The organism is Microbacterium sp. NPDC078428, assembly GCF_044542535.1.
Lineage (GTDB): Bacteria > Actinomycetota > Actinomycetes > Actinomycetales > Microbacteriaceae > Microbacterium > Microbacterium limosum.
In genome coordinates, this window is the sequence record NZ_JBITUP010000001.1 from 722,548 (window position 1) to 734,805 (window position 12,258).

General features: G+C 72.4%; 13 protein-coding genes. 6 read left to right on the forward strand and 7 right to left on the reverse strand.

Annotation, left to right across the window (positions count from 1 at the left end):
• Positions 1–13 precede the first annotated feature (13 nt).
• From dapE to ACIGCK_RS03430, 3 genes are all read left to right on the forward strand, one after another.
• Positions 14–1,090: a succinyl-diaminopimelate desuccinylase gene (gene dapE, locus ACIGCK_RS03420; RefSeq protein WP_396663781.1), complete on the forward strand. Its 1,077-nt coding sequence runs from the start codon at positions 14–16 to the stop codon at positions 1,088–1,090.
• A complete protein-coding gene (locus ACIGCK_RS03425) occupies positions 1,072–2,319 on the forward strand; it encodes a hypothetical protein (protein WP_396663783.1) in 1,248 nt (415 codons plus the stop codon). Before dapE ends, ACIGCK_RS03425 begins: the two co-directional genes overlap by 19 nt.
• 68 nt (positions 2,320–2,387) lie before the next feature.
• On the forward strand, positions 2,388–2,561 hold the full coding sequence (locus tag ACIGCK_RS03430) for a DUF3117 domain-containing protein (RefSeq protein ID WP_330171381.1): 174 nt from the start codon (positions 2,388–2,390) through the stop codon (positions 2,559–2,561).
• Between the two features lie 74 nt (positions 2,562–2,635).
• Here ACIGCK_RS03430 and ACIGCK_RS03435 read toward each other — a convergent pair whose 3' ends face one another.
• Complete coding sequence (locus ACIGCK_RS03435; RefSeq protein WP_330171382.1) at positions 2,636–3,268, reverse strand: class I SAM-dependent methyltransferase; 633 nt, start codon at positions 3,266–3,268, stop codon at positions 2,636–2,638.
• A 71-nt stretch (positions 3,269–3,339) separates the two neighbouring features.
• Here ACIGCK_RS03435 and ACIGCK_RS03440 point away from each other — a divergent pair, with 71 nt between their 5' ends.
• The gene (locus ACIGCK_RS03440; protein WP_396663785.1) at positions 3,340–3,738 is read left to right on the forward strand and encodes a Sec-independent protein translocase TatB; all 399 of its coding nucleotides are present in this window, start codon (positions 3,340–3,342) and stop codon (positions 3,736–3,738) included.
• Positions 3,739–3,751: 13 nt separating this feature from the next.
• On the opposite strand, the gene ACIGCK_RS03445 is transcribed toward ACIGCK_RS03440, so the two are convergent.
• Genes ACIGCK_RS03445 through ACIGCK_RS03460 form a run of 4 tightly spaced genes read right to left on the reverse strand, consistent with a single transcriptional unit; the run spans position 3,752 to position 8,344 of the window.
• Positions 3,752–5,293 (reverse strand): carboxylesterase/lipase family protein, encoded by a 1,542-nt coding sequence (locus ACIGCK_RS03445; RefSeq protein ID WP_396663787.1) that lies wholly within the window; start codon positions 5,291–5,293, stop codon positions 3,752–3,754.
• A gap of 30 nt (positions 5,294–5,323) precedes the next feature.
• Positions 5,324–6,478, reverse strand: coding sequence for an Mrp/NBP35 family ATP-binding protein (locus ACIGCK_RS03450; RefSeq protein WP_396663789.1), 1,155 nt, complete (start codon positions 6,476–6,478; stop codon positions 5,324–5,326).
• Positions 6,468–7,058, reverse strand: a complete 591-nt coding sequence (locus ACIGCK_RS03455; protein ID WP_396663791.1) for a DUF1003 domain-containing protein — start codon at positions 7,056–7,058, stop codon at positions 6,468–6,470. The genes ACIGCK_RS03450 and ACIGCK_RS03455 overlap by 11 nt, the downstream gene beginning before the upstream one ends.
• Positions 7,058–8,344, reverse strand: a complete 1,287-nt coding sequence (locus ACIGCK_RS03460; protein WP_330171386.1) for a magnesium transporter MgtE N-terminal domain-containing protein — start codon at positions 8,342–8,344, stop codon at positions 7,058–7,060. The genes ACIGCK_RS03455 and ACIGCK_RS03460 overlap by 1 nt, the downstream gene beginning before the upstream one ends.
• 58 nt (positions 8,345–8,402) lie before the next feature.
• On the opposite strand from ACIGCK_RS03460, the gene ACIGCK_RS03465 reads away from it, so the two are divergent.
• The gene (locus tag ACIGCK_RS03465; RefSeq protein ID WP_396663793.1) at positions 8,403–9,089 is read left to right on the forward strand and encodes a general stress protein; all 687 of its coding nucleotides are present in this window, start codon (positions 8,403–8,405) and stop codon (positions 9,087–9,089) included.
• Positions 9,086–9,742 carry an alpha/beta family hydrolase gene (locus ACIGCK_RS03470; protein WP_396663794.1) on the forward strand — a complete coding sequence of 219 codons (657 nt, stop codon included), beginning with the start codon at positions 9,086–9,088 and terminating at the stop codon, positions 9,740–9,742. Before ACIGCK_RS03465 ends, ACIGCK_RS03470 begins: the two co-directional genes overlap by 4 nt.
• Positions 9,743–9,749: 7 nt before the next feature.
• Here the strand turns inward: ACIGCK_RS03470 and ACIGCK_RS03475 are convergent, their stop codons facing one another.
• Positions 9,750–11,180 (reverse strand): aminopeptidase P family protein, encoded by a 1,431-nt coding sequence (locus ACIGCK_RS03475; protein WP_396663795.1) that lies wholly within the window; start codon positions 11,178–11,180, stop codon positions 9,750–9,752.
• A gap of 33 nt (positions 11,181–11,213) precedes the next feature.
• Positions 11,214–12,233: an endonuclease/exonuclease/phosphatase family protein gene (locus ACIGCK_RS03480; protein WP_396663797.1), complete on the reverse strand. Its 1,020-nt coding sequence runs from the start codon at positions 12,231–12,233 to the stop codon at positions 11,214–11,216.
• Between the last annotated feature and the right edge of the window lie 25 nt (positions 12,234–12,258).

Below are 12,258 nucleotides of genomic sequence, written 5' to 3' on the forward strand. Positions count from 1 at the left end.
CTAGACTTGCCGCATGAGCCCGCTCGATCTGTCCCTGTCCTCGCTCGAGCTCACACGGACGATCTGCAACATCCCGAGCGTCTCCGGAGACGAGACCACGCTCGCCGATGCGATCCACGACGCCGTCTCGGCCCTCGACCACCTCGACGTCTACCGCGACGGCGACACGATCGTGGCGCGCACGATGCTGGGCCGCGCCCAGCGGGTCGCGATCGCCGGACACATCGACACGGTCCCGATCAACCGCAACCTGCCCACGCGCGACATCGTCGAGGACGATGTGCCGATGCTGTGGGGGCGCGGCACGGTGGACATGAAGGCGGGCGTCGCGGTGCAGCTGCGTCTGGCCGCCGAGCTCGTCTCGCCCCGGGCCGACATCACCTGGATGTGGTACGACCACGAAGAGGTCGACGCCGACCTGAACGGGCTCACCCGGCTCGGCCGCACGCGCCCCGATCTGTTCGTGGCCGACTTCGCGATCCTCGGCGAGCCCTCCGGCGGCGAGGTGGAGGGCGGCTGCAACGGGAACCTGCGAGCCATCGCCCGCACGCGCGGTGTGCGCGCGCACTCCGCCCGCTCCTGGATCGGGGAGAACGCGATCCACGCCGCCGCGCCGATCCTCGCGCGGCTCGCCGAGTACCGTCCGCAGACCATCACCGTGGACGGGCTGGACTACCGCGAAGGCCTGAACGCGGTGCGGATCGGCGGGGGCATCGCCGGCAACGTCATCCCAGACCTCTGCGAGGTGGAGGTGAACTTCCGCTTCGCCCCGAGCCGTACGCCCGAGCAGGCCGAGAAGCATCTGCGCGACGTGCTCGCCGGCTTCGATCTCGAGGTCGTGGACCGCGCCGCCGGCGCGCGCCCGGGCCTCGACGCGCCGCTCGCGCAGGAGTTCGTCTCCGCCGTGGGTGCCGTGCCGCGCCCCAAGTACGGCTGGACGGATGTCGCGCGGTTCTCGGCGCTGGGCGTGCCCGCCGTCAACTACGGTCCCGGCGACCCGCACCTCGCGCACCACGACGACGAGCGGGTCCCGGTCGCGCAGATCGAGGCCGTCGAGCGCGGCCTGCGGGCGTGGCTGAGCGCGGCCTGACCGACACGGGCGCGACCGCGTCCGCGTCGGGGGCCACCCTCGCGGGCGCCCTCGCGCGACCCGCGGTCCGGGTCGCCATCGTCTACCTCGCCGCGCGGGTGCTCACGTCGGGCTTCCTGATGCTCGCCTCGATGCTCTCGCCCGAGGGCTCACGGTTCGGCAGGGGAGCGGACCTCGCGACCTACGTGCTCGCGTGGGATGCGCAGTGGTACTGGCTCATCGCCGTGGAGGGCTACCCGACCGATCTCCCGCGCGACGACAACGGGGATGTCGTGCAGAACGCGTGGGCGTTCATGCCCGTCTTCCCCGTCCTGGCCCGCCTCGTGGGCGCCCCCTTCGGCAGCTGGGCCGTGGGCGCGTTCCTCATCGCCCTCGTCGCGGGATATCTCTGCTGTCTCGTGCTGTACCGCATGTTCGCCGAGCGCCTGGGCGGCACCGCCGCGACCTGGTCGGTCGTGTTCGTCGCCGCGGGGCCGCTCGCGCTGCTGTTCCAAGTCGGATACGCGGAGTCGCTGTTCCTGCTGCTCATCCTCCTCGGCATCCGGCTGCTCGAGCGGCGCCGGTACCTCCCCCTCTATCCGGTCGTGCTCGCGATGGCATACGTGCGCCCGGGGGTGCTCGCCTTCGCCCTCCTGCTGGGGCTCGTCGGGCTCTGGCGATGGTTCTCGCGTTCGCGCGACCCGTTGTCCGCGGGAGAGATCGCGCACATCCTGGGTGTCGGGGCGCTCGCCACGGCGGCCGGTCTGTCCTGGCCCCTCATCGCCGGTGCGGTCACGGGGGACCCCACGGGCTACCTGGAGACGGAGCTGTCGTGGCGGCGCCTCTGGGTGGGGGATGCCGGCGCCTTCGTGCCGTTCGAGGGCTGGATCCAGGCCGCGCAGTTCTGGTTCGGCGCGACGTGGCGGGTGGGCGAGATATGGGGCTACGTGGCCCTGGCGGCGATCGTCGCCGGAAGCGCCGCGCTGCTGCTGTTCGAACCGCATGTGCGTCGTCTCGGCGTCGTGCCGCGCCTGTGGGCCGCGTCCTACCTCCTCTATCTCTTCGCCGTGTTCTTCCCCCAGTCGAGCGTGTTCCGGCTGCTCTTCCCGCTGGCCCCGCTCTACGGCGCGCTCGCCGTGCCTCACAGCACCGCGTGGCGTCTCGCCGTGCTCGGCGCCTGTCTCCTCGGGCAGTGGTGGTGGATCTGGAACATGTACGGAATCGGGAGCAACTTCTGGCAGATTCCCTGACGGCGGTATACCGGTGGGAGGGCAGGATAAACTAAGTCAGCTAGATTTCGCGACGAAAGGGGCCCGAGATGGCAGCCATGAAGCCGAGGACCGGCGACGGACCGATGGAGGCCGTGAAGGAGGGGCGCCTCATCATCGTGCGCGTGCCGCTGGAAGGGGGCGGCCGCCTGGTCGTCTCGGTCAACGACGCCGAGGCCAAGGAGCTTCACGACGTGCTCTCAGGAGTGGTGGGCCCGGCCTAGGGTTCACGACAGGCATAAGGGCCGGTTACGCCAGTGGCGGACCGGCCCTTCTCGGTGGAGAGTGCGGCCGGCTTCTACTCGGTGAGCTTCGTCAGCTGCAGCAGGCCGTCGCCCACGATGGAGAGCGCCGGCAGCACCGCCTGCGATCCCTGCGTCTCCTGGATGAGCGAACGGAACGCCGTCGTGACGGCGTCGCGCTGCACCGGGTCGGCCACACGACCCCCGTGGAGGACGCGGGGCACGAGCACCGTCCCGCCCACGCGCACGAGCCGCAGGCCGTGCTCGACGTACTCGAGCACGCGCTCCGTGTCGGCGTCGATCATGACGATGTCGTATGCCGACTCATTCATGCGCGGCAGCACATCGGCGGCGCGACCCGTGATGAATCGCGCCCGCGCCGACGGGATCTTCGCGTCCTGGAACGACGAGCGCGCCGCGGCGAGGTGCTCGGGTTCTGCATCGATCGTCGTGAGGATGCCGCGCGGTGCGCCGTGCAGGAGCCACAGGCCCGAGACCCCGGCGCCCGTGCCGATCTCGACGAGATTGAGCGAGCCGCTCGCGGCGGCCAGTACCGCCGCCTGCGCTCCGACGGCGGCATCGACGGGCGTGATGCCGAGTTCGAGCGATGCGGCGCGGGCGCGCGCGATCGTGTCAGGCTCGACGACCTGTTCGGTCGCGTACCGCCAGTTCGCTTCCTGTCCGCTCACGCATGCCTCCGACCCATAGCGTAGGGCCCGATCCGTGCCCGCGGCCGGAGGCGCGGCGGTACCCTGAGGAGATGTTCTTCGGCCTGACGATCGAGAAGCTCTTGCTGATCGGCGTCCTCGCCGCGCTCATCATCGGGCCCGAGCGGCTTCCCCGGTACGCCGAGGGTCTGGCGCACCTCCTCGGGCGCCTGCGGGAGTTCCTGCGGGGCGCGAAGATGCGTGTCCGCGACGAGATGGGCTCCGATTTCGATGACGTGGACTGGCGCAAGCTCGACCCTCGCCAGTACGATCCCCGGCGCATCATCCGCGAGGCGCTGCTGGATGACCCGCCGATCCCCGCGGTCAAGCCCGTGTCCGCCAACCCCGCTGCGGCGGTCGCGCCCGTCGCGCCGGTGGCCGCGGTGCGAGCCCAGGCGCAGCCCGCGCGTGAGCCGGGGACCCCGCCGCCGTTCGACAGCGAGGCCACCTGACCGCGCGACGCGCTCAGGTGAACGAGAGCACCTCGTCGCCCCATGCCTCACGCAGGTGGGCATCGAGGTCGGGCTCGACCCGATCGGTCTTGTCGATCACGAGCGTTTCGCGCCGATCACGCGTGTATGCGGGCCAGGGAGCCTGGTCCTCTCCGGCGTGCGGCTGCGTCTGGGTCGCGAACCCGATCCAGCGCGCCTGGATGCGGGCGGAGAGCACGCGGCCCGTCCGCAGGCCGCCGAGCGTGAAGGTGATGTCCTTCCGACCACCGACCAGGTTGCCCCAGAGGTAGGGCAGCTCGGTCCCGTGCGTCGCGCCGATGCCGAGCAGGTGCAGCATCGGTGTGGCCCAGTCGAACCGGTAGAGGAACGTCGGGGCGACGGGTGCGTGCCCCTCCACGACCCACAGGGTCGGCATGCGGAAACCGAGGTCGCGTGAGATCGCCGGACCCCGCTGTTTCGAGCGCAGCCCCGAGTAGGCCGCCTGGATCTCGGCGTCGGTCGGTATGTCGCTCAGTTCGGGGCGCTCGGCGCGCAGGTGGGCGGTCATCTCCTGGATCGCCGCGGGGCTGACGGGCATGAGCGGCGACTTCATCATCGTGAACAGGGCGGTCTCGTCGCGGTTCGTGCCGATCAGCAAGGGAACCGGGTTCGCGCCGCCGCGGGCGAAGACGTCGACGGGATGCTCGGGGATGAGGTCACCGTCGACGATGGGTGTGAAGGCCAACGTGCCCGGGTCCGACGCCGGCGTCGAGGCGAACACGCTCATCGCCGCCGCCGTCAGGGTCTCCGCCGGCATGTCACGCAGACGGCCGATGTCGGTGGGGGAGAGGTGCAGTTCGTCGAGCACATGGCGAGTGACGCGCTCGGCGCGATCCTGATCGTAGACACTCGTGGCGGGGGAGCTCTCCGCGATCACCCGGTGGAAGAGACCGCGGGCCGAGGGGGCCGTCATGAGGGTCGTGACGATTCCGCCCCCCGCCGATTCCCCGGCGAGCGTCACGGCATCCGGGTCGCCGCCGAAGGCCGCGATGTTGTGCTGCACCCAGCGCAGCGCCGCGACGATGTCGTGCAGGCCGACGTTGGGCTCGAACGACTCGTCGGCGTCGGCGAAGCGCGACAGGTCGAGGAAGCCCATCGCGCCGACGCGGTAGCCGATCGTCACCAGCACGATCTCGCCGGTGGCCGCGAGGGAGCGCCCGTCGTACAGGGGCTGCGACGTGCTCCCGAACATGTAGGCGCCGCCGTGGACCCAGACGACGACGGGGCGGCGCTCGCCGGGGGCGATGCTCTCGCCCGCCCAGACGTTGAGCGTGAGGCAGTCCTCGCTGAGGGAGACGTCCTCCGGGAGGCGTATGGCCGGGGTGTGCGCCTGCACGGGCGCCGGCCCGAAGGCCGTCGCGTCGGCGGGCTCCGTCCATGCCGCCGGCGGCTGCGGGCGCCGCCACCGCAGCGGGCCCACGGGGGCGGCTGCGTAACGGATGCCCTTCCACCACCGCACCTGCCCGTCGCCGCCGCCTCGCACGGGCCCGTGGGTCGTCTGCACGGTGTCGGTCATCTACGCACGCCTTTCGGGTGGGCCCGGCGCTCAGCCGGTCGTGAAGGGGAGGGAGCGTCCGGCGAGCCCGCGGGGGGAGACCAGCGATGCGGCCGCGTCGAGGATCGTCACGGAGGCGGGGTCGGCGGGATCGGCCACGACGACGGGCGCGCCCTCGTCTCCGCCCGTGCGCAGGGCGGGGCTGAGCGGCACCGAGGCGAGCAGGGCAACGGGCTCCGACTCGGTCGAGAGCGCCTCGGCGACGGCCGCGCCTCCGCCCGAGCCGAACAGGTCCAGGCTCCCGCCGCCGGGCAGCGACATGGCGGCCATGTTCTCGATGACGCCGACGACGCGCTGCCCCGTCTGACGCGCGACGAGGCCGCTGCGGATCGCGACGTCGGCCGCCGCGGGCTGCGGAGTCGTGACGACCACGACCTCGGCGTGCGGCAGCAGCTGCCCGACGGAGATCGCGACATCCCCCGTGCCCGGCGGCATGTCCAGCAGCAGCACGTCGAGGTCGCCGAAGTGCACGTCGGTGAGGAACTGCGACACGGTGCGGTGCAGCATCGGTCCGCGCCAGGCCACGGCCTGCCCCTCGTCGCCCTCCCGGAGGAACATCCCGATCGAGATGACCTTCACGCCGTAGGCGACGGGCGGCACGATGAGGTCGTCGATCCGGGTCGGGCGCGCGGTGCGGCCCGCGGCATCCACGAGGCCCAGCAGTCCCGGGATCGAGAAGCCGTGCACGTCGGCATCGACGAGTCCCACCGACAGTCCGCGCGCGGCGAGGGCGACGGCGAGGTTGGCCGTGAGCGTCGACTTGCCGACGCCTCCCTTTCCGCTCGTGACGGCGATGACGCGCGTGAGGGAGTCGGCGGTGAACGGGATGCCGCGGGGGCGCCCCGCGCGCAGCTGTTCGGTCAGCGCGGCGCGTTCGGGCGGGGTCATCACCCCGAGCGAGACCTCGGCCGCCGAAACGCCGTCGACCGCGAGCGCCGCCTCGCGCACCTCGCGCTCGATCCGGTCCGATGCCGGGCAACCCACGATCGTAAGGGCGATCCCGACGCGCGCGATGCCCTCCTCGACCCTGATGTCGCGGAGCATCCCGAGCTCGGCGAGCGAGCGGCGCAGTTCGGGGTCGAGAACGCCCCCGACGGCGCGCCGGACGGCCTCCGTCGGCGCTCCCGCGGCCTGCTCAGATGTCACGTGAGCCTCGGTCGGCACGGTCGCGGCGCTCGGCCTTGGCCCGGCGCTCCTCGCGTTCGGCGGCCGCCTCCGGGTCGTCCTGCGAGTCGTCGAGGTCGGCGAGCAGGTCCTTCAGCTCGGCGCGCAGCACGTCGCGCGTGACGATGTCGTCGGTCATGTCCCGCAGCGCCAGGCGCAGGGCCACGATCTCGCGCGCGAGGTATTCGGTGTCGGCGAGATTGCGTTCGGCTCGCTGGCGATCCTGTTCGATCTGCACGCGGTCGCGGTCGTCCTGACGGTTCTGCGCGAGCAGGATGAGGGGCGCGGCGTACGACGCCTGCAGCGACAGCACGAGGGTGAGGGCCGTGAATCCGAAGGCCGCCGAGTCGAAGCGCAGGTGCTCGGGCGCGATCGTGTTCCAGAGGATCCAGCCCGCGCAGAAGGCCGACAGCCCCACGAGGAACCAGGGGGTGCCCATGTTGCGAGCCACCCACTCGGTGGCGCGGCCGAAGCGGTCGCGCGAGGGCTGCGGCGCGCGCGAGCGCAGCCCGGCGCGGCCGAGGGGCGCGTCGAGGCTCTCGCGGCGGGGAGTGCGGGCCATCAGCGGCGCCTCGTTCCCGCGGCGCGCGCCACCGGGACGGCCGGTGGCTCGTCGGCGTCGTTCGTGCGCCAGTCGTCGGGGAGCAGGTGATCGAGCACGTCGTCGACGCTCACGACACCCACGAGGCGGTGGGCCTGGTCGATGACCGGAAGCGAGACGAGGTTGTAGCTGGCGAGAAGCCGGGCCACCTCCGCCGCGGGCGCCGACGCCGAGACGGGCTCGATGGAGTCGTCGATGATCGTGCCGAGCCGCTCGTGCGGCGGATAGCGGAGCATGCGCTGGAAGTGCACGACGCCGAGGAGGCGTCCCGTGGGCGTCTCGTACGGGGGCAGGGTGACGAAGACGGCCGCGGCGAGGGCGGGGTGCAGCTCGTGGCGCCGGATCAGCGCCAGGGCCTCGGCGACGGTCGCCTCGGCCGAGAGGATGATCGGCTCGGGCGTCATCAACCCGCCCGCCGTATCGGGGCCGTACGCCAGCAGCGCGCGCACGTCCTGCGCCTCCTCCGGCTCCATGAGCTCGAGGAGCGCCTCGGAGCGGCTCTCCGGCAGCTGCGCCAGCAGATCGGCCGCGTCATCCGGCTCCATCGCGTCGAGGATGTCGGCGGCGCGCTCGTCGCCCAGCCGCTCGAGGATGTGCGCCTGCTCGTCCTCGGGCATCTCCTCGAGCGCGTCGGCGAGCCGGTCGTCCGGGAGCTGGTCCGCGACCTCGATCATGCGCTCCTCGGGCAGGTCGAGCAGCGTCGTCGCGAGGTCGGCCGCGTGCAGCTCGGAATAGGTGGCGACGAGCTGCTCCGCCGACTGGACGCCCCCCGGCTCCTGGTCCTCGCGGACGTCCTTCCACCCGGCGAAGGTCGTGGGGCCCTTCGCGAACGGCGATGCCGAGGTCTTGGGCCTGCGCAGGAAGAGCTGACCGATCGCCCACTCGCCGATGCGGTTGCGCTCGATCGCGACGTCTTCGATCTCGGCGCTCCCGCTGCCGTCGCGCAGGAAGACCTTGCGCCCGAGGAGCTCGGCGACCACGCGCACCTCGCCGCCGCGCTGCTGGAATCGACGGACGTTGATGAGCCCCGTCGTGATGACCTGACCCGTCGCGATGGTCGTGACGCGGCCGATGGAGAGGAACACGTGGCGCCGGCCGGGGATCTCCACGACCAGCCCGACCACGCGGGGCGGATCGTCCTTGCGGAAGACGACGACGACGTCGCGGACGCGGCCGAGGCGGTCGCCCGCGGGGTCGAAGACGGCGCAGCCGACCAGCCGCGCGACGAAGACCCTCTGCGTGCTCACGCCCCCAGCGTAGCCCGCTCATCGGATCCTCCCCGGGGTGGCGTGGGACAATGGCCGAATGAGCATGTTGGGTCCGAAAGCAGGCGGCAAGCGCGCCGACCAGGTGGGGGAGACCGTCGCGAGCTTCCCCACGTACGAGGGAGCCCAGAAGGCGGTGTCCCAGCTCATCGCGGGCGAGGTCCCCGCGCGGCAGATCGCGATCGTCGGGCTCGGTCTGCGCTCCATCGAGCGCATCACCGGGCGACTCGGCTACGCCGCCGCCGCACGATCGGGCGCCATCAACGGGCTGTTGATCGGCCTGCTGTTCTCGCTCATCTTCGTCGTCGGAGCCCCCACGGTCTCCCTGCAGGCGTTCGTGGGAGTGCTCTTCGTGGGAATCGCGATCGGCATGCTGATGAGCCTCATCACCTACTCGTTCGTGCGCCGCCGCCGCGATTACGCCTCGGTCATGCAGGTCGTCGCCGACCACTACGAGGTCACGGTCGAGGCCGAGGGGCTCGCCAAGGCGCGCCAGGTTCTCGGCCGTGCGTCCGAGTCCCCGGCTGCGCCCGCCGCGCCCGCCCCGGGGGCCGCCGCCCCGCCCGCACCGCCCCTGCCCCCGGCGACCCCGCCCGCCGACCCGCCCCGCTACGGCGAGCGCACGACAGAGCCGCCCCGGTACGGAGAGCGGATCGAGCAGCCTCGCCGCTCCGACGACGACGGGGATGCCGGGGCATCCGGCACAGGCGACGACGAGAACCGGTGAAGATCGCCGTCGCCCTTCCGCGCGACACCGTGGAGATCTCGGCCGTGCTCGAGGGTCCGGCCGACCCGTGGGCGGCCATCGTCCTGGCGCACGGCGCCGGGTCGGGGATGGAGCACCCGTTCCTCGTGGGGCTCGCGGGCGCGCTGAACGGCGCCGGGATCGCGACGCTGCGCTTCACGTTCCCGTACCGGGAGGCCGGACGCCGCTTGCCCGGCCCCGCGGCGCACGCGATCGCGACATGGCGGGCCGTGCGCGACCGCGCCGCCGATCTCGTCGACGCGCCTCTCTGGGCGGCGGGGAAGTCGTACGGCGGACGCATGGCGTCGATGGCGGCCGCCGAGGACGGGTTCGCTGTGAAGGGCCTCGTGTACCTGGGCTACCCCTTTCATCCGCCGGGGCAGCCCGAGAAGACCCGGGGCGTGCACCTGGCGGCCATCCAGGAGCCGCAGCTGTTCCTCTCGGGCGCGGACGACCCCTTCATCCAGCCGCGTGCGGACTTCGAGCGGGTCGTGGCGGGCTGCCCCGCCGGCCACCTCCACGAGCTCCCGGGCGCGGGGCACTCGTTCGAGGTGAAGGGCGCCCGGCGCCCCGCCGACGAGATCGGCGCGTCGCTCGCGCCGGTGCTGACCGACTTCGTGCGCGCTCGCTCCTGAGCGGCAGCTAGCGCGAGAGCCGCGTCATCCACGCCTCGACGTCGTCGGCCGTGCGCGGGATGTCGGCGGAGAGGTTCACGGGTCCGTCCCCGGTCATGAGGATGTCGTCCTCGATGCGAACGCCGATTCCCCGGTACTCCTCGGGCACGGTCACGTCGTCGATCTGGAAGTAGAGGCCCGGCTCGATCGTGAAGACCATCCCCGGTTCCAGGATGCCGTCGTAGTACATCTCGCGGCGGGCCTGCGCGCAGTCGTGCACGTCGATGCCGAGGTGGTGGCTCGTGCCGTGCACCATGTAGCGACGGTGGTGCCCGCCGCGATCGGCGTCGAGGGCCTCCTCGGCGCTCACCGGGAGCAGGCCCCACTCAGCCACGAGGGCAGCGATGACGGTCATCGCCGCCTCGTGCACCTCGCGGAATCGCGCGCCCGGACGGGCGGCGGCGAAGGCCGCGTCGGCCGCCTCTCGCACCGCCTCGTACACGCGGCGCTGCACGGGGGTGAAGCGGCCGGACACGGGGAGCGTGCGGGTGATGTCGGCGGTGTAGAACGTGTCGACCTCGACGCCGGCGTCGACGAGGATGAGGTCACCCGGCACGACTTCTCCGTCGTTGCGGGTCCAGTGCAGGTAGCACGCGTGCGGTCCGGAGGCGGCGATCGTGTCGTAGCCCTCCCCGTTGCCGTCGCTGCGCGCACGCTGGTGGAACACGCCCTCCACGACGCGCTCGCCGCGGGCGTGCGCGGTGGCGCGGGGCAGCTCGCGGATGATGTCGTCGAAGCCGTCGGCCGTGACGCGCACCGCGAGACGGAGCTGCTCGATCTCGAACGCGTCCTTGACCAGGCGCAGCTCGGAGACGAACCGCGTGAGGTCGTCGTCGACGCCGACCGTGAGGTCGTCGTCCGTGGCGGTGAACGCGTCGATGTGGGCCGTGGCCAGGCCAAGGTCCGCGGCGACCGCGCCGAGCGAGGGGCGCGGTCCGATCCAGAACTCGCCGATCGCGGCGTCCGCGTAGAACTCCGGCGTCGTGCGGTCGGCCCGCTCGCGGAAGTACAGCGTCGCGGTGTGCGCGGAGCCGTCGGGGTCGAGCACGAGCACGGAACCCGGCTCGCTGTCGTTCTCCCAGCCGGTCAGGTGCGCGAACGCCGAGTGCGGGCGGAACGGATAGTCGGTGTCGTTGCTGCGCTGCTTCAGCGACCCCGCCGGCACGACGATGCGGCGCCCCGGGAACGCGGCGGAGACGGCGCGGCGCCGGTCGGCGGCGAAGGCGGCCTGGGGGCGCTGCGAGGCGGCGTCGTCGGGGCGCTCGGCCCACCCGCCCGAGATGGAGTCGAGGAAGCCCTGCCCGAAGCGCTGCCGGCGATTCGCGACCCCCTGCGGCTGTGCGGCCGCGGCATCCTGAGGGACGGTCTCGATCGTGCCGGTCTCACCTGTTGCACTCATCGCACCAGTGTCCCACGCCGCGGCCGGCATAGCTCAGGAGGTCGGCTCGAGCTGCACCACGAGGGGGCGGTGATCGCTGCCTGCGCCATCGAGCGAGTGGAGCACCACGGATCCGGTGGTGCGCCATCCCGAGGAGTGCAGGACGTGGTCGATGGGTGCCCCGACGAGCGCGGGCACGTCGGTGCTCCAGGTTCCGACGCCGCCGTTCCCGGAGTCGGCCGCGGCGTCGTGGCATGCCCCCAGCACCCCGCCGTCGACCCCGAACCGCGCCATGTGGTCGATCGTGGCGTTGAAATCGCCCGCCATGATGACGTTGTCGCCGGCGCACTGGTCGGCCAGCCACCGGAGGTCGTCGCGCCACTTCTGCATGTACGCCGGCCGAGGCGCCACCGCGTGCACTGCGACGACGATGGGGCCCTCCCCATCGACGGGCATCGCCACGGCCGAGGGCAGCACGCCGGTGTTGCTCGAGCCGTCCGCGGAGGACTGGATGACGGCGTAGTCGCCGAGATCGGGGGTGATCAGCAGCGTCGTGGAGCCGGCGTCCCACGAGTCCTCGCCGAATTCGACGTGGTGGGCCCACATGGGGCTGCCGAGCTCGCGCATCGCGATCGCGACCTGCTCGCCCGTCTCGATCGTCGTCTCGGGGAGCGAGACGATCTGGGCGCCCATCGCGACGGCGGTCTGGGCCACCAGCGCCGGGTCGGTGGCCTCGCCGGCGGTGTTCCACGTCATGACGCGCACGCTGTCGTCGGTCGCGGCGGGCAGCTCCGCCGTCCCGAGGCCGCGAGAGGCGACGACGGCGGCGTTGGCGGCGCCGGCGGCAGCGAGCACGACGACCATCGACAGCGCGAACGCGCGCACGGGGCGGGCCGCGGCGAGGAGGAGGAATACGACCGCCGCGACGCCGAACCCCACCGCGAGAAGCGGCCGGAAGGAGATGATCTGGGCGACGGGGAACGTCTGGTCCAGGCGGAAGAAGGCCGGAAAGGTCAGCACCGCCGCCGCGATCGCGGTCAGCACGGTGAGAAGGACCCCCGACGCGCGCAACACGGCGCCGACTCTATGCGCCGCGGCT

Excerpts from the sequence above, each read along its gene's own strand:
- dapE (WP_396663781.1), top strand. The coding sequence starts at position 14 with ATGAGCCCGCTCGATCTGTCCCTGTCCTCGCTCGAGCTCACACGGACG.
- ACIGCK_RS03430 (WP_330171381.1), top strand. The coding sequence starts at position 2,388 with ATGGCAGCCATGAAGCCGAGGACCGGCGACGGACCGATGGAGGCCGTG.
- ACIGCK_RS03440 (WP_396663785.1), top strand. The coding sequence starts at position 3,340 with ATGTTCTTCGGCCTGACGATCGAGAAGCTCTTGCTGATCGGCGTCCTC.
- ACIGCK_RS03445 (WP_396663787.1), bottom strand. The coding sequence starts at position 5,293 with ATGACCGACACCGTGCAGACGACCCACGGGCCCGTGCGAGGCGGCGGC.
- ACIGCK_RS03455 (WP_396663791.1), bottom strand. The coding sequence starts at position 7,058 with ATGGCCCGCACTCCCCGCCGCGAGAGCCTCGACGCGCCCCTCGGCCGC.
- ACIGCK_RS03465 (WP_396663793.1), top strand. The coding sequence starts at position 8,403 with ATGAGCATGTTGGGTCCGAAAGCAGGCGGCAAGCGCGCCGACCAGGTG.
- ACIGCK_RS03475 (WP_396663795.1), bottom strand. The coding sequence starts at position 11,180 with ATGAGTGCAACAGGTGAGACCGGCACGATCGAGACCGTCCCTCAGGAT.